Source organism: Nocardia amamiensis (genome assembly GCF_015477605.1).
GTDB lineage: Bacteria > Actinomycetota > Actinomycetes > Mycobacteriales > Mycobacteriaceae > Nocardia > Nocardia amamiensis_A.
In genome coordinates, this window is the sequence record NZ_JADLQX010000040.1 from 41,263 (window position 1) to 57,783 (window position 16,521).

Below are 16,521 nucleotides of genomic sequence, written 5' to 3' on the forward strand. Positions count from 1 at the left end.
CGCTGAGGTGGTCAACCACCCGGAGCGCAGCAGGGAGACGCCATGGGCACCACCTACACCCTCGGTCAGCACATCCGCTTCGACGGCACCACCTGGCGCGTCAACAGCGTCCGGGGCATCCCGGGCGCACAGGTGGTCGATCTGCGTGACATCGACGGCGGCCGCCACTGCCAGTCGTGGAACGCCGGCATCCTGGCCGACATGATCCGCCGGGGCTGGTAACCCCAAGCGGGGCGCCGCATTCGCCCCATAAACCGCGTTGACGAGACGAAGGCCCACCCGATCCGGTTCGGGTGGGCCTTCGTCGTAGTCGCGTTCACGCACCTGGCTCCGCGGCCCCACGTGGATTCGAGGCCTGCGCGCCGAAAGCTCGGGATCTTGTGCGAGTGCGAGCGTGGTGGACATGCTGGGTGTATGCGGGCCCGCGATATAGAGATCGGGTGCACATACCTCGTGTTCGTGCCGTACCGGCTGCCGACGAGCCGCTACCCGTATCGTGACCAGCCCGGCACGCCGGAGTGGTCGTGGTGGTGGATGACGGGCTGCCGGTTCCGACTGACTGTGACCGCGGTCGACGCCGCTGGTGATCCGCCGATGGTCGAGGGGCTGCGGGTCACCGAGAGTTCGTGGGCCGAGCTGGAACTCTCCGATGAGCAAGCCGCCGCGCTCGGTCTGCCGTATGGCCGCTATCGCGTGCGCGGCCAGATCGTCGACGACAGGGATTGGCCTGTCGCACTTCCAGAACTGCGGACGCTGCGGATCCCGGCGCGCTGGCTTCGCCCCACCGGCGGACCGCCACCCCGAACCCACATAGATCTCGACACGCTCGGCCCGTGGGGTTTCTGACCCCCAGTGTCGCTTCCCGAGCTATCTGGCGGGCCTCACCCACTGGGACCTGCGGTTCGCCACTTCCGCACATGCGATGGGACGCGAACCGCCCAGAACGTCGCCGGAATGTCAGTACTGGGCTTGCCGCCACCGACATTAACGATATCGCTTATTGTGTTCGCCTCTTGCTCCATGGATAATTAACGATATCGTTTATTCCCTATGGAGGAGTTGGCTCATGACCTACCCCGAGGATCTGCGCACGCCGACCGAGGTCGACGACGACGACCTGAATTCAGCGCTGGAGGAGGCGACCGAGGATTGGGAGCGACCGCGGCCGGGCCGACCGGAGATCGGTGGCGCCGCGCTCATCCGTTTCGGTGATCTACTGGCCCGTGTCGACGAGCGCTCCCGTGAAGAGAGCATCAACCGGGCGGAGCTGGTACGTCGCGCTGTGCGCGCCTATCTCGAGCCGGTTGAGCCGACCATCGAGGCGGTGCGGCGGCACCTGCGCTCCGGGTTCACGACTGTGCTGGTCACGTCCGGAACTTCGGCCCCGGCCGCTTGGCTGTGCCGGACTCCAGAGGAGGCTGTCGAGATGCTCGACAGCTGGGCCGACATCTGGACCCGCGATGGACGTTGCGAGATCGTGGCCCGATCGGATCGCCATGTCGCTGCCAGGACGACCGACGAGTCCACGGAGGGGATGACGATGACGTGCGCGATCGTGGACGCAGCGCCCGTCAAGGGCGGCCTGGTCCCCCGCGTCAACAAGGGCGAAGCGGACCTGTGCAGGCGTTTGGGGTTGGACCCTGACGACCTGTGGCCGTAACCACCGAATCAACCCTCGCCTGACCTCAGCCTCACCAGCACCCGAACGGCCACCTGCAATGCGTGCAGGTGGCCGTTCGGTCCGTCCGAGGTGCTGTCTACGACGTGGTAGCGCCAGTGGTGGACACTATCCAGACTCCCCCAGCACCCGGCGCCCCCGCACCAGAGATCACCATCACCGCCGCAGTCGGATCCGGCACCCACACGCCGAGCGCCCCGACAGCGCCAGCGGCGCCGTCGAGAAGATGAAGATGAATGGGATGGGCTCAGAGATTCGTGGCTCGTCAGCGCCGAGAGTTGAAGCTGGGCAACGCCGACTGACGGCTATCCGCTAGGCCGCGGCCGCCACAGTGGTTATCGCCTGCGGGGTTGAAGCCACCCTTGCCATCGGGCCAGCGGGAGCCCCAGTGATGCATATGTCGGCATTCATGGCGTGGTTGACCTGGCTCATCCCGTCGACGGCGTATCTCGCCGGGATAGGTTTGGTCGTCCTCGCTGTGGTCTTCATACCTGCATCCCGCCGCAAGGATGCTTCTACTGTGGGCTGATGGCAACCGCAATCATCGAGATGGACGACGTCTTGTTCGCGCGGATACAGCAGGAAGCCGGGGAGAACTTCTCGGAATGGGTCTCCAAGGCGTGCCGGTCTCGGTTGCTGGCCGACGCGGCCCGGGACGCGGTGGTCTGGGAGCGCGAACACCCCGTCGAGGCCGCCCGGGAGCGCGCCGAGGAAGCAGCCCGATCCCTGGAATCCGAAGCCGAACACGAGATTCAGTACCAGGCCGAGGAAGCGGCCCGACGCCGCGGCGGTGACCATGCCGAGCCGACTGCTGAGGAAATCGCCGAGGCCGAGCGGCGAGTGCGTGCTCTCTTCGAGCGGGCCGACCGCCGACTTCGTGAACGCGAAGAAGGCGACTGAGACTGGAGCAAGTTAGACGCGCGCGACCATGCTGTCGAGGAGCGCAAGCATGGCATGGATCTGCGTCTGACCTTGGATTGCGTGAACTTTCGCCCAGGCGAGCAGTACGGCTCGCCAATGCCTGCGCGTGAGGACATCTGACCACTCGTCCTGCTCGGTAAAACTGTCCATCACATCGAGCACCGCCCACATTGCTTCGTCCGCCTTCGCGGCAAACTCCTCGGCGCGGTCTGCGTGTGATCTCGTCATGAGGCGAAACCGTACGGAACCACGCACCGCAGCGCCTAGATCGCCGTGACGCAAGATCCGTGTCGGCGGCGCGTAAACCCGAGACGCACTGAGACGGGAAAGGCACGGGAAAGCGTGGGCTGGATTTGGGCTGAAACTGCTGCGTGACCGGAAGTTGCCCTGTTCAAGGCGAGAATTCCTGTGATGTGGGCCGGAATCCATTCACAGCCACGGCCAGCCTACTAGAGGTAGTTCTTAACAGGAAAGAACTAAAGGCGGACGCAATTTTATGCGTGTCACCTGCGCAGATCCAGGGGCGCGGTCGGCAAGGTATGCGAGTGGGTCGGCAAGGTATGCGAGCAATCCTGGGAAAACACGGCCGCTCCGGTCGGCAACGTATGCGTGGACAACTTGCTAGCAGCGGCGTCGGATCCACAGATTGGGGACTGGTCGGCAAGGTATGCGAGGACAACTCCGCTTCGGGGCCGGTCGGCAACGTATGCGTGGATAACCGTCTCGGGTCGGCAAGGTATGCGAGCCAGAGCGCTCCTGGTGCTGTGGGCCGCCCGGTCGGCAAGGTATGCGAGTGGTGCCATCACAACGGCGCAGCGCTCTGGCAGGCTGGCCCTCATGCCCCGGCAGAAACGCAGCGACCTGGACTTCTTCAACGCAGCGGTCGAGCTGTGGGATGCCGAGCCCGAAATCGGTTATCTGGCCAGGCTGTTCACCCAAACTTCCCTGCCGTATAAGGAACCCAAGAACAATCCGGCGGCGTGGCGACGGGTCAATGGCAACACCCAGCTCATCGTGCGGCCCGGGGTCATTTTCGGCCCGGACGGCGAGGCAGTCTCGCTCGGATACCCGTTCGGCAGCATCCCGCGGCTGGTCCTGACGTGGATGAGCACCGAAGCGGTCCGCACGAAAAGCCGGGACCTGGTGCTGGGTGCGAGCCTGACCGAGTTCATGCGCAAAGTCGGGTTGATCAAGGATCATGAACTACCCACCGGCGGCAAGAATGGCAACGGCACACGCGCCAAGCAGCAGATGGAACGCCTTTTCCGATCCACCGTCTCTGTGGAGTACATCGGCGACGAGAACCGGCAGCTGGGCGCCCAGATGTCGGTGGCGTCGGGATATGACCTGTGGTGGAAACCGGGCTCCGAAGATGACCAGCCGTCGCTGATGGAGTCCATGGTGCGGTTGTCGCCGGAATTCTTCGAGCAAGTCGTCGAACGCCCGGTGCCCGTGGACATGCAGGCGCTGATGCTGCTGCGCGAATCACCGATGCGGCTCGATATCTACACCTGGCTGACCTACCGCATGTCGCGGCTGAAGAAGCAGACCACCGTGCCGTGGGCCTCGCTCAAAGGCCAGTTCGGATCCGAGCTGGCCGACACCAAGCAGGGCAACTACCAGTTCAAACGCGATTTCAAGAAGCGGCTCGCCGAGGTGACAACGGTGTACAAGGAGGCGAACGTGGACGTCACCGACTCAGGCCTGGTGCTGCGCCCCAGCCTCACTCACGTACGCAAGAGTCCCGGCTTCCTGGCCTTGGAACGCGGCAAATAGTCCGGTCAGTGCCCATCAGGCAATGGAAGGCGTACGCCGCCGATCGGGTCGAGCAGGATTCCCCCCTGCTCGACCCTGGTCCGGATCATCGCCGCACCACCCACCCAGGCCAATGTCACAGCGAGGATGGGGTTTCGAGGCGACGCGCCTAGCCCATCGCCTTGACCAAGAGCGTCGTGGTCGGGTCGACATCCTCAGCCCAAGCAAGGGTCGGCAAGTCCGCGCCCTCCAATCCCGTGAGCTCGAGAGCGGCTTGCCCGGACAGATGGGCCGAGTTGATTGACTGGCCGTTGGCGATCGCGGCATAGAACTGGGCCGCATAGTTGATCGCGTCACCATCACTGATCTCGTCGGCCATGCCGATCGCGAACGGCGCAACCTCGGCCACCAGATCCTCGATCTGGGCAGCGGACTTGCACGAGTTCAACAGCACCAGCAGCGGCGGCGTGTCGGTGGCCTTCACCGCCCGGGCGAACGCACGAGCAGTCACAGCTATACCGATATGACGCGCGTCCTCGTCAGCCTCGAACTCGATGAAGTCCTCGTTGCTATGACCAGAGAAATGGACCACATGAGGGCGGAACTTGGTGATTCCGTCGAGCAGATCAGCCGTTGTCGCCGCAGTGCGCACGTCGAACTCGATCTGATCGCGACCGAGCGCGGATTCGACAGCGGAGCGGATCCGCTGCTGCTCACGCCCCACTCGCAAATCCCCCTTGGACGCGGCGCCGAGCAGCAGCACACGAAGCTTCTCGGGCTTGGGCGCGGGCAGCTGCCGAAGCACATGCTCGACAGCTGTCTCCGTTTGGGCAATCCGAGATTCGAACGCGGCCTGCTGGCGAGCAGCCTGCTGCTCGTCGCGCTTGCGCTTACGCTCGGCAGCGTCAGCCTCGGACTTACGTTTACGTTCGGCCGCAGCGGCATCAGACTGACGTTTGCGTTCGGCCGCGGCAGTCTCAGATGCTTCGGCCTTGCTCAGGTTGAGCGCCAGCGCCTGCTCTTCCTTGGCATACGTGCTGGCCCGACGCTGCCAACTATTCGCCTGCTTCCCGGCATCTTCGGCGCTTTTGTCCTTCCGCGCGGCCTCGCTGAGCTTGCTCTTGGCCGTCGACGCACTCGACGTCTTCGACGCGGCGAGACGCAGCGCCGCAGCATCGGAGCGGAAGTTCGACTCCTTCGTCCGGTACTCCCCGGCCTTCTTCTCGGCCTCGAGGCGCTGCTTCCGCTTGTTATTGAGCTGATTCCGATACTGACTCGAACTCAACGGGTTTCTCCTCAGTCCAGTAGTTCGTGCCCGGCGACTACCGAGCCCTCCGACGCTACGCCGAGGCTCCGACACACCTGCAGGAATCATCGATGGGCCCGAACTCGGGTGCCATCCTCGACGCGGCGAAGGTAATCGGTGATTCAAGCGTTCGGGAGGGGCGAACAGTGTCCACTGCGGTGAAAGTCAAGAACGGTGCGGAACCGACCGATCAAGAGGCTCAGCGCTGGCTCGCTGCGACTGAGTTGGCCAGCGATCAGCGGGCAGCCATACTGCTGACGCGCGCGATGTTTCCGGCACGGTTCGGGTTCGCGCAACGAGAACCCCTGATCCCGCCGGCCGCGGACAGTGATTGCGCTGCCAAGGTGATGTGGCTGCTGAAAGTTGGGCAGACGCCCACGCCTGTTGCTGTTCTGAAAGCGGCGTCCACCAAGTCGGCGAAGAAGCTGGCCAGAAGGAACGAATGGTTCGCCAGGCAACAGCGTGCGAAGAAGGTCATCTCCACGACCAAGGACGTGACCGCTCTCAGCAAGCTTCTGGCCGAAGCGGTGGCAGCACATTGGTGCGAGCACGGCACCGGCCCGCACTGGAGCGAGGCCGTGGCCGCCCCCGAGGTTGCGCAGTGGTGGACCGAGGCGACCGGCATGGCGTATCTCGGCAAGGACTTCCGACAGGCCATCTTCCTGACGGCGCAGAAATTGGGGTGGATCGCGTTCAACACCCAGGAACGCTCCCTGTGCACCGGACGGCGGTTCCACCGACGCCACCTCGCCGCCGAAATCTCGAAGGCTCCGCACGAGGACATCGGCTACTTCACCGCCGCCTACATCAGCATCCATCAAGCCATTCACGGCCACAGCCCGAATTGGGCGCAGATCGCCGAAGCAGCCACCGACCAGAACGGTCTCCTGCTATTCCTCGATGCCGATGATGCGACGGCACAATCCCGGTGGATCGCCACTCATGGCTGGATCGTCCTGCGAGACGGAAGCATCCAACCGGGAAAGCGCGTCGCTGCAGAGGCTCGCAGTCGAGGCCACAGCATGCCAGTGGTGGACAAGATCGAGACTCCCCCAGCACCGGGCGCCCCCGCACCAGAGATCACCATCACCGCCGCAGTCGGATCTGGCACACCCGCGCCGAGCGCCACGACAGCGCCGGCGGCGCCTACATCGGGAAGATGACGGGGGTTCGGAAGAGCTCGGTGACCCCGGCCGCGCTGGCGCCTACATAACCGCTGCCCAAGCACACGACCAAGCGGTGGAGCGCATCGTCCTCGGACGCGCGCCCATCTCCGAGTGCGCTCCTCCACTTGAAACGGTCACCTGCAATGCGTGCACGTGGCCGCTCGGTCCATCCGAGGCGTTATCACGTCCTTGATTCCGTCGAAGACGCTATTGGGCCAGCCGGACTGGGCGCTCGCTGGCGGCGGGAGTGCCGAACCGTTTGGCGAAGTCGTCCCACCACGCGCTCGGCGGCACGGTGAGCGCTGCCTCGGCGAGCGCCTTCCCGGTGGCGGTCGTGATCAGCGGGATCATGCTGTGGATGAACCGGCCCATTGCGGCAGCCCCGCGGCCAGCCTCCTGGTATTCGCGGGCCTGCAACAGTAGGTCCAGCTTGTCGGCGTCACGTGAGCACAATGCCTCGGCACTGGCACCGGCCCGTTTGGCGGATTCGTGTTCGACCACCGCAGCACGGATACGGGCGGCCAAGTCGGCGGGCAGGCCGGCGGTCTGATCGGCAACCACCTCGGTAGCCGATACTTGGGTCACATAAGCCTTCCCGGTGGCCTGCACATCGCCGTAGCGGCTTTCGGGCACATCATGGAAGATGCCAAGCACTGCGGCCCGTTCCGGATCGGCGCCTTCTCCGACAGCGATCACGAACGCAAGCACGGCGACCCGCCAACTGTGCGCAGCCACCGATTCGCCGTTGGTGATTCCCGCGCGCAGCCAGCCCGCACGCGGCAATACCTTGAGGTAACCCAACTCGTAGGCGAAGGTGATCGTTTCCGTCGCACCGTTCCCGTCCGTGCTCATGCCATGCTCCCGATCAGGTAGTGGACTTGCTCAAGTCGTTGCCGCGCCCGAGCGCTGAGGCTGTCGTCGGAGGTGGCTTTGTCGACGGTACTTGAGATGGCCGACGCCCACCGTGGTTGCGTGACAAGCATTCGCCGCGTCCGCGCCAGCGCCCACAGACTGTGGGCACACAGCTCGCGGTACGGAGCGCTGACCACACCCGTCAGTAGCGACGGCAACAGCAATTCTCCCGACCACGCGTCGGACTTCGTGCGCACCATGTCCGCATCCGAAGCCCACGGTGTGCCGAACTCACCGACCCAGTACGCCCAGTACCGGAGATTCGCCAACTCCGTCTCCGCGTCGGACAAGCCCTCGTCCACGAATCGTTGCAGCGGTTCATGATTCCCGGTGCTGGCCGCCCGGACGGCCGCCGACCGGGCCACCGCCCACTCTGGCGACCAGCGGCGCAGGTCGGCCTCACTTGCCTGCCGCTTGATCTGGCTGGAAGCCCATCCTTCAGCATGCTGGAACGCAGCGTCGTGGGAGGCGACCAGAAACACTGCCTGCCGCCGGAGCATCGCGCCCTGCTCCCCGTCACCTGCCGATTCAGCCAGCGCCCGCAAGCTTGCCACCGCCTCGGTGCGCTGGCTGACTGGGATGTGCAGCACTGCCGAGGTGCCTTTCAACTGGCGAGGAATCGCCCCGGTCAACGGCCACGTCAACATCTCCGTGATGGCCCGGTCTGGCACTGTCAGGCCAAGCGGGTGCCGTTTTGGGTCGCGCTGATCGAGCCCGGACAGGATGTCATCAGCTTGAAGTGCCGTCTCAAATGCGGCGACCAGTTCAGAACAAGCCCCATGGACCAGTAGTGCGCGTGTCACTTGGCGCAGACGGGCGAACGGCAACCGGGTCAATGGGTTTCGACCTTGTTCCCAGGCGCCGACGGTCTTCACCGCCACCCCCAGCAGCTCGGCCAGCTCATCCTGGCCGAGGCCGATCTGGCGGCGGATCGCAGCCAGCACCGCGCCAGCGACCCGGCCATCGAGTCCACTCCCATCCGCAATGGGAGTGGAGTGAGCAACGACCGCCATCTGGACTCCTTGCTTGCTGAAAGTCCTATTCGTGGTGAGTCCCGCCCTGGTCAACCCAGTCATACCGTGGTTTCGAGCAGGAACGACCGGAAACCACAGCGGGTCTAAGCATCTCATCCATTCCGATGGCTCGTCACCCGATCTTCCGGCCCATCTCGAAGAAAGGTTGTGGCCATGGCCCCACTTTTTCAGTCCCTCTCATCTCAGACATGCACTCTGAGTCGGGAGTTCGATGATCGAGAGTTCAGCGAGCGGTTGGATGCCGTGCTGTCTGCCGAGATTCGGAGACGGCTTGGTCCCGGTGGTATGGCGGCGATTGAGGAGTTGATGCACCTGCATCAGCAAGGTGTCCTTGATGCCGTTGTCGTTGAGGACGGCGAACTGAACTTCTACGTGGTCGAGCGGGAGTTCTATGTCTCTGACCAGGTTCCAACGCGCCCGTCGTGATGTTCTCGGCGACAGCGTGTTAACCGCTGCCAACTCCCGACACGCCGAGTGCTGCGGTGACGGTGTGGTGGAGGCGTCCGGTTCGAGAGGGCAGAGATTGTTTCAGCGTGCAGGGCCCGCGGGTTGCCGGGCTGACTCGGATCGACTGCCGCAGTACAATCAATTTAATAACTGTCAACAGTCTAAACTGTTAGAGTGTCAATGTCTCGGCATCGTGAACATGCCCGGGACCTCTCCCTCCGTATCTCGTCCCAAGGATGTCCCCGATGAAGATCACCTTGACGAAGAAATCCACCGAACTGCCCGCTGTGCTCGAGCGCCGCGTCCAGCAGGCGCGCACGGTACTGGCCCACCAGCACGATCCAGCGCTCCTCGATGCGCTGTCGGAGCGGGAACTGGCCGAGAAGCGCGCCTTGGCCGAGGCCGTACGCGAACACGAACTCAAAGACCAGTACGCGCGGTTGGACTCGGCCGCGGCGGCGGCGAAACGGACCCGTAGCACGGTGGCCGCGCTGGCGGACCGTGAGGCCGAGGAACTACTCCTGGCGCAGCGCGCCATCAGCGATGCCCGGCGCGCCACCAGCCCACAATCGCGTCTCGCGCGCCTGTACAAGCGCCGCACGCTGGTGCTGCGCATCCTGACCTCCGTCATGATCGCGGCGATGCTCTACTCCGCGGTCACCGTGCAGCAGAACATCGCCCCAGCCGGCGGGGTCACCAATCCCATGTTCTGGTTCTCCTACGCGCTGGAGGCTCTGATCAGCGGCTCGCTGCTGGCGATCATGCTCATCGACAGCGACACCGTCGAATGGCTGCCAGAGGTAGAAAGTCAGAAGGGCATCGAGGTGGCTCTGCTGGCCGTGACGATCGGACTCAACACCTTCCCCTACATCAAGAGCCTCGACTTCTACGGCACCGTCGTCCACACGATCGCTCCGGTCATGATGGGCGTCGCGCTCTCCATCCATGACCGAGCAACCCGCCGCTACGGGAACGCGATCATTCGGGCCACCGAGACCATCACCGACACCGACGAGATCACCACGCGGCTGGCCGAGCTGACGCGGATGACCGCCGATCCGATGGGCTCCTCCTTCGCACACGCCGACGTCGCTGTGCCCCACCACCGGACCGCCGAGCGTGTCGACCTCTCCCCCGCACCCGCACTGGAGCAGCCCGCACCCGCAGTGCGCGACGACGCGGAAACCCGCACCCCGCACCTGGAAACCCGCACCACTGCGGGTGCGGGGCAGCCCGCACCCGCAGTAAATCCCGCACCCGCACCCGCACCCGCAGTTGACTCCGCAGCGGCCCGCACCACTGCGGGCCCCGCACCTGCACCTGCACCCGCAGTGCGGGACAACTCGGTGGCCGCGACCCCGGACAACACCGCCGATTCGGCCGCTGAGCTGGCGTTGGTGCGGACCCGCACCGAAATCCCGCACCCCGCAGCCAGCGGCGACGCGATCGACACCGAAACCCGCACCACCAGCGCCACCGACGACCTCCACAGCACCGACCAGGGCTCTACTACGGGCACCGAGACCAGCGACAATGCCGACACCAGCATCGACGCTGGTACACGGCCCGCAGTGACCGAGGCGATCGACGCGGCGCAGGCCCCCGTCGATGAGCACGCCGGTGCGGCGGATGCCGACACCGCCACCACCGACGACCAGGCGCGCACCGACGCACCGGCCGCGGTGGGCGAGCGGCCCCTGTCGGGCGCCAAGCCCGCAGTGCGGGCCCGCACCACCCCGCACCAGCTGACGTCTCGCCGCATCAGCCCGGCGCCCGCACCGGCCCGCACCGGCGCTCCCCTCGTCACCGCGGCCGCGGCGGCCCAGCAGTTGCCGGAGTGGATGTCGCCGGTGTTCGAGCTCGCCGAGGAGGTCAAGGCACGCGGCGTCGCCAAGACCAAGACGGTTGAGGAGGTGGCTGCGGTCATCACTGCGATCGACGCGGGCGCGAAGAACAACGCGATCGCGACGGCGCCGGAAACCCGGATGTCGCACAGCACCGTCGCGAGCATCCGCAAGACCGCGGCCGAGATCCGCAACGAGCACCGCGGCGGCGGCCGCGTCATCGAACTGAGGAAGTAGAGAGGACGTCATGGACTGGCACCACCACATCACGCGGCTGATGCGCACTGTTGTCAAACAGGTGCACGACGAGCAGATGGAACACCGGGAGAAGGTCCACGACCTCTACCACGACCGGCTCGAAGGTGTATTCAAGGCGCTGGCCGAGCTGGAGGACGCCACAGTCGACGGCGTCGGTAACTACGCGAACTGGCCCGCGCTCGACGAGGACCAGATCCTGCGGATGCTCGAGATGCTGCCTGTGGTGCGCGAGAAACTCGACCTGATAGAGATCGAGCTCCTGGACGCCGCCCAGCACGCCGGCGTTTCCTGGGAAGCGATCAACCCCGTCTACGCCCCCATCCCCGCGGCCGCCGCGAAAGCCCGCTACGTCGAGCTGGCGATGCGGATCTACGGCAGCTCAGTCGTCGGTCCCACGAAAGACACCAACGCATGACGACGGCGCGGAGGGCCGCCAGGACGAACAGCTCTGTGACGGCACGGCGCATCACAGCGCGCCGTGCCGTGCAGGTGTGCACTTTCAAATCCGGAATGAGGCCTGATACAACAGCTCTCAGGCCCCTTACCACACCCAGCATGTACAACCTGCTGGCCCCACACACCCAGTGTGGGTGCGTGTCGCAAACGGCATTTTCGGTGCCATTGTGGTGGGGTGAGAACAACGATCGGCCGCTCAGCGGCCGATCCGACCGAAGCAAGACAGCAAGAAACCCCGGTCTCCCATCGTTTGGCCGCGAAAGAGATCCGGGGTTCCCGTTACCCAAGCTGGGTGCGAAGCCTCAAATGAGGGTCCGCGTGTATGACCATACAGCCCCGCTCGGACATCGTCCGAACGGACTGGGTCATTTTCACAGGGCGTGTCGCATTCCGGCTCTGACCAGAAGGACACCAGAGACGATGTGCCACCCGGCACCCCGAGCAAAACGATCGACAGTCGCGTCGAGTACGCTCCGCGGCCATCTCGTAGACCACGCACCGGATCAAGACTCCGGCGCGCGGGGCATGCGGCCGTTACCCGCCTGCCCCGCTGCCGCCAGACTCCGGTGCGCACCAGGACATTCCGTCACCGACCGGAGGAGGTGCTGCTGACCAACACCTAACTTCACCCTCGTTGCTGCAGCCGGTGTGACCGCTATTTCGCGACCAACGACGTAGTCCCACCAACTGCCCTCGAAAAGACGCCTGCAAATCGCAGATGCGTCCCTCTTTTGTGTCCCCGAAAGGACTGCTCTCTTGCAAAGCAGGTCCAATGGTAAAGCACGTCCGCACCTGGGCGCGACGCTCATCGTCGAGAAAGTTCGCCACCGCGCGGGTATCGACGATGACGCGACCGCCCTCGAGCAGACGATCGCCGAGCTCAACGCCACCCAACGCGGCAACAGCTGGTCGTTACCGGTCCCTGAGGGCGCCGAGGCCGACGCGCCGGTGTGGCACGGCCCCGAGCACTGGATCGAGACCGCGCGCGTCCTGCTGGCCACCGAGCGCGGGCAGCAGCTGGTCCGCGCACACCACACCAACGCCGACACCGTCGTCATCGTCGCCAGCGGGATCGCCGCGCACGCCGATGGCCTCACCGGGCGCAATGTCACCGTCTCCGACGCCACCCTCTGCGACGAAGTCGGCTTCCAGGTCAAGACAATCCGCCGAGCGCGCTACGTGCTGCGGGATCTGGGCCTGGCGCGCTCGCTGGCCACCGGCCGGCCTCTGAACCTTGTGGAGCAGGCCGCGGCCTGGCTGCACCACGGTGGCGCCCAGACCAAGGCAGCGTCGGTGTGGGCGCTGATGATCCCCCGCGAAGCCGCCGCCGTCACCCGCCCGCTCACCCCGCGCCGCAAGTCCGCGTCGCTGGGACGGCTCAGCCGCGCCGCACACGCCGCAGCGGCGGCCGCCAATGCCGCGCCGTCGACGCCGGATCGACCGGTGGGACCACCTACTACAAACCTCTCTAGTAGAGAGGTTTGTCCTGGAGCTAATTACTCACCAAGCGCGCGCGAGCGCGATGGAAAAAAGTCGAAAAAATCCAAGGAAGGCAAGGAAGCAAGCCCGCGACCACTGCATCTGCAGCTCGCGGCGGCCGAGCTCGTACACCACATTTCCGACTTGAACCGCGGGCACTGGATCAGCACGCCGGGATCGGGTTCGTATGTGCGGCTTCCGGGCTCGCACATCGGCCGGATCGCGGATCTGATCGCCGATGCCGGCATCGACACCACCCGCTGGACCGGCCGCGCCATAGCTGCCCGGTTGACCCGCTACGTGGCCGATCAGGGCTACAGCTGGCCGAATCGGATCTCCAACCCGGGCGGATTCCTGCGGTCGCTGCTGTGGGCCGTGGACTGGACCGAACAGACCCCGACGATGTCCGCGGCCGCCGTGCGGGAGCGCCGCCGCGAGCTGCAGCGCCAGGACGAGCTCGAACAGCAGCAGCGTCAGGCCGAGCGGGCCCGTATCGCCGCCCAGAAACGCCAGGAAGCGGCCCAGAAAGCCGCCGACAACGCCCACAGCAGCGGTGAGTGCGGGCTCTGCCACGACACCGGCTGGATCGTCGCATTCGGTGCAGGCGACCCGATCGCGCCGATGCGGTGCATCTGCCCCGGCCTGGACCGCCCAGCCCTGGATCTGCCCGCGCCGCCGGATCCGATGGCCCCGGCTTCGGAGCAGCTCGTCGATGCGGTGTCCTCGGAGGTCGAGGTCGAGGATCAGCGCGCGGCGGAACTCGACGCCGCCGCGGGCGAGACGTGCCTGATGTGCTCGTCGGCGCCCGGGACGGTTCGGACGTCGATGGCGTCGCGGCCGGTGGTCTGCGATCCGTGCTGGCATGCCGCCGGATTCGATGGGGTGCCCAGCTGCAAGGACCACCACGCCGCTGTCTGACATCTGCCCTGGTCACAACATCTAACAGTCGAAAATTTCCAACTTATAGACCTATAACAGTTTAAACTGTTAATATAGGTAGAAGGAACCACTGGAAGGGAAACGAAGACCGTGATCAGCAACCGGAACGCCAACTACGAGGCACTGCGCACGGAACTGTTCGGCCTGATCGAGGAATCCGACACCCGAGGCATGAGCGCGCACTGGGACCTGATCCGCCGCGACGGCTACCCGGTGGCCAGCGCCGTGGTTCACAACGCGCAGCGCTGCACCGTCCTGGCTCACACCGCCCGCCGGGTGGCTGCCGACGAGCGTGACGCGCAGCTGGTCCGCGCTGCCGAGCGCATCGCCGAAATCGCCGAAGAACTCAACCGCATCGTCTAACAGGCGACGGAAGCCACCAGGAGGTCCCCGATGAACACCAGCTCCCAGTACCCGATCAGTGCGGCGGAGGCCCCCACGTTTCTGCTGGTGCTTATGTTCGCCGTGGGCGTGGCCATCCTCATCGCGACCTACCTGTTCCCGGCCGCCGGCCGACGTCGCAAGAAGGGCCCGACGCGCCGCAAGAAGGCCGCGCGCATCGACTTCGGGTTCGGTGTGGAGATGGGGCCGCTCGGCCCGCTGCCGCTGACGTTGCGCACCGCCGCGAACCGCCTCGACATCTACGAGCTGGCCCTGGCCGAGCTGAACCGCCTCGAGGCCGACGATCACACCGCCGACGCCGAGGTGAGCTTGCGCATCGGACCCTTGGCCTACGACGAGAACACCGCGGTGATCGCCCGTGACACCCACAAGCCGGTCGTGCTGCCGATTCCGGAGCTGCGCAAGCGCATTGCGCTCTACCGGCGCAACCACGTCAACAACCTGACCAAGGCCAAGATGCGTGCCGCTGAGGCCCGCCACACCGCCCGCCAGTCGCGTCCGCAGCCCTGATCACCCCCCCGACACACTTCAACTGTAGGAGATTTCGCATGGGCCAACTGTTCAGGGCAGTTCTGCTCGCCGACGCCGGCGATGCCGTCACCGGCTACCTGGAGCCCCACGACTACGACTCGGGCGGCAAGCTCGTCGAGCACTCCTGGATCGGCTCGCTGTTCGTCACCGCTGTCGAGCAGCTGCTCACCGAGCCCACGCGTGTGGTGTGGGCCGGTGACGCCGCTGCCACCGAACCGGGCCAGGACCGAAACCTCTACGCCCTTACCTGGCATGCCGCCGGCAGCGGTCCTCACTCGGCGCGTCATGTTGGCCGCGATTGCGGAGCCGGACCCGCAGCGCGCCAGGATGCGAAAGCGGTTGCAGCCGGTTCCGGCCCCAACCGGCCGCTACGTCATCAACCACGACCAGCGCAGCTACGTCGACAAGGACGCCGTTCCAGCGGACGCGCACGGCAAGCGGATCCACCCGCTTCCAGTGCTCACGATGGAAGGCCTGGGTGCCGGGGTCTTCCGCGAGGACCGCACCAGCGGTAACTCTGCCTTGGCTGGCACGTGGGCGCGCGACCGTATCACCGTCGCCGACACCATCCCTGTCGGCTATCGCGAAACCCAGTTCGACTTGATGGAAAACGGCCGCGGGCGATAGCGCGACTGGCCTTGCAGCGCGCCGGGCCGCTGCCGCATACTTACGACCGGAGAAGGAAGGAAGAAAAGAATGTAACGAAACTGGGGAAGGAATGGAAATTGAGGGGAAATTACGTTATTATCGTATGTAGCACCCCGGAGGCAGAGGAAGGAAAAGGCAATGGCCGCAGTCGACAAGCTCGACAACATCGAGACGGTGACCACTCGCCTGCGCGAGTACGATTTGGTGCTGCTCGATCAGGCGATCGCGCGGTGGAAGATGGAAATCGGCTCGCGGAAGATCGACGTTGGTATCGCATTGAATGCCGCAGTGCTTATGATCTTGCGCGCGGACAGCGAAGAGTTGGTCCGAGAGTACGCCGCATCGAAGGGATACGCCGAGGACAAGGTGGCCCAGATGATCAAGGCCCACAAGTTCTTCATGGACGAGTTCTTCGACGTGCTGGAAGAAGTGGTCGAGACGCGGAAGCGGTTGGACGGACGAATCAAGTCCAACAAGAAGATCGCATAGGAATAAATAGTGCGGGTTGGAAAAAAGTCCGGAAACAACGTGACAAAACTCCAGCCCGCACGCTATACTAGAGCTATGACCAGGGAGAACGCGAGAAACCGCCACTACAGCGAAAGGGAAGATTACCATGGGAAGGAATCATGGAAAAAAGGTAAGGAAGGAAGAAAGTAAGTATAGAAACAAACTGTTTGTTTCTATACTTACTTTCTTCCTTCCTTACCTTTTTTCCATGATTCCTTCCCATGGTAATCTTCCC

18 protein-coding genes are annotated in these 16,521 nt (G+C 64.8%); 14 read left to right on the plus strand and 4 right to left on the minus strand.

Annotated elements, in window-relative coordinates; genetic code table 11:
* Positions 1-42 precede the first annotated feature (42 nt).
* The 4 genes from IU459_RS32885 to IU459_RS32900 all read left to right on the plus strand — a co-directional run bounded on the left by IU459_RS32885 (position 43) and on the right by IU459_RS32900 (position 2,578).
* Entirely contained in the window at positions 43-222 is a 180-nt protein-coding gene (locus IU459_RS32885) for a hypothetical protein (RefSeq protein WP_195133491.1), read from the plus strand.
* A gap of 192 nt (positions 223-414) precedes the next feature.
* Positions 415-846: a hypothetical protein gene (locus IU459_RS32890; protein ID WP_195133492.1), complete on the plus strand. Its 432-nt coding sequence runs from the start codon at positions 415-417 to the stop codon at positions 844-846.
* A gap of 220 nt (positions 847-1,066) precedes the next feature.
* Positions 1,067-1,660: a CopG family transcriptional regulator gene (locus IU459_RS32895; protein WP_195133493.1), complete on the plus strand. Its 594-nt coding sequence runs from the start codon at positions 1,067-1,069 to the stop codon at positions 1,658-1,660.
* A 546-nt stretch (positions 1,661-2,206) separates the two neighbouring features.
* Positions 2,207-2,578 (plus strand): hypothetical protein, encoded by a 372-nt coding sequence (locus IU459_RS32900; protein ID WP_195133494.1) that lies wholly within the window; start codon positions 2,207-2,209, stop codon positions 2,576-2,578.
* 12 nt (positions 2,579-2,590) lie between these two features.
* Here IU459_RS32900 and IU459_RS32905 read toward each other — a convergent pair whose 3' ends face one another.
* On the minus strand, positions 2,591-2,827 hold the full coding sequence (locus tag IU459_RS32905) for a hypothetical protein (RefSeq protein ID WP_195133495.1): 237 nt from the start codon (positions 2,825-2,827) through the stop codon (positions 2,591-2,593).
* 609 nt (positions 2,828-3,436) lie between these two features.
* Between IU459_RS32905 and IU459_RS32910 the strand changes: the two genes are divergently transcribed.
* Entirely contained in the window at positions 3,437-4,375 is a 939-nt protein-coding gene (locus IU459_RS32910) for a replication protein RepA (RefSeq protein ID WP_195133496.1), read from the plus strand.
* Positions 4,376-4,523: 148 nt separating this feature from the next.
* On the opposite strand, the gene IU459_RS32915 is transcribed toward IU459_RS32910, so the two are convergent.
* Entirely contained in the window at positions 4,524-5,639 is a 1,116-nt protein-coding gene (locus IU459_RS32915; protein ID WP_195133497.1) for a hypothetical protein, read from the minus strand.
* A gap of 92 nt (positions 5,640-5,731) precedes the next feature.
* On the opposite strand from IU459_RS32915, the gene IU459_RS32920 reads away from it, so the two are divergent.
* Positions 5,732-6,823, plus strand: coding sequence for a hypothetical protein (locus IU459_RS32920; RefSeq protein WP_195133498.1), 1,092 nt, complete (start codon positions 5,732-5,734; stop codon positions 6,821-6,823).
* 210 nt (positions 6,824-7,033) lie between these two features.
* Here the strand turns inward: IU459_RS32920 and IU459_RS32925 are convergent, their stop codons facing one another.
* Both IU459_RS32925 and IU459_RS32930 read right to left on the minus strand, forming a co-directional pair.
* The gene (locus IU459_RS32925; protein WP_195133499.1) at positions 7,034-7,678 is read right to left on the minus strand and encodes an HD domain-containing protein; all 645 of its coding nucleotides are present in this window, start codon (positions 7,676-7,678) and stop codon (positions 7,034-7,036) included.
* Positions 7,675-8,751, minus strand: coding sequence for a helix-turn-helix domain-containing protein (locus IU459_RS32930; protein ID WP_195133500.1), 1,077 nt, complete (start codon positions 8,749-8,751; stop codon positions 7,675-7,677). The genes IU459_RS32925 and IU459_RS32930 overlap by 4 nt, the downstream gene beginning before the upstream one ends.
* A 174-nt stretch (positions 8,752-8,925) precedes the next feature.
* On the opposite strand from IU459_RS32930, the gene IU459_RS32935 reads away from it, so the two are divergent.
* The 8 genes from IU459_RS32935 (at position 8,926) to IU459_RS32970 (ending at position 16,265) form a co-directional block, all read left to right on the plus strand.
* Entirely contained in the window at positions 8,926-9,198 is a 273-nt protein-coding gene (locus IU459_RS32935) for a hypothetical protein (protein ID WP_195133501.1), read from the plus strand.
* A gap of 266 nt (positions 9,199-9,464) precedes the next feature.
* The gene (locus IU459_RS32940) at positions 9,465-11,300 is read left to right on the plus strand and encodes a hypothetical protein (RefSeq protein ID WP_195133502.1); all 1,836 of its coding nucleotides are present in this window, start codon (positions 9,465-9,467) and stop codon (positions 11,298-11,300) included.
* A gap of 10 nt (positions 11,301-11,310) precedes the next feature.
* Positions 11,311-11,736 carry a hypothetical protein gene (locus IU459_RS32945; protein ID WP_195133503.1) on the plus strand — a complete coding sequence of 142 codons (426 nt, stop codon included), beginning with the start codon at positions 11,311-11,313 and terminating at the stop codon, positions 11,734-11,736.
* A 797-nt stretch (positions 11,737-12,533) separates the two neighbouring features.
* On the plus strand, positions 12,534-14,174 hold the full coding sequence (locus IU459_RS32950) for a hypothetical protein (protein WP_195133504.1): 1,641 nt from the start codon (positions 12,534-12,536) through the stop codon (positions 14,172-14,174).
* 111 nt (positions 14,175-14,285) lie between these two features.
* Complete coding sequence (locus IU459_RS32955; RefSeq protein ID WP_195133505.1) at positions 14,286-14,558, plus strand: hypothetical protein; 273 nt, start codon at positions 14,286-14,288, stop codon at positions 14,556-14,558.
* 30 nt (positions 14,559-14,588) lie between these two features.
* Positions 14,589-15,107: a hypothetical protein gene (locus IU459_RS32960; RefSeq protein WP_195133506.1), complete on the plus strand. Its 519-nt coding sequence runs from the start codon at positions 14,589-14,591 to the stop codon at positions 15,105-15,107.
* Between the two features lie 306 nt (positions 15,108-15,413).
* Positions 15,414-15,755 (plus strand): hypothetical protein, encoded by a 342-nt coding sequence (locus IU459_RS32965; protein WP_195133507.1) that lies wholly within the window; start codon positions 15,414-15,416, stop codon positions 15,753-15,755.
* A gap of 159 nt (positions 15,756-15,914) precedes the next feature.
* Complete coding sequence (locus IU459_RS32970; protein ID WP_195133508.1) at positions 15,915-16,265, plus strand: hypothetical protein; 351 nt, start codon at positions 15,915-15,917, stop codon at positions 16,263-16,265.
* Positions 16,266-16,521: the final 256 nt, after the last annotated feature.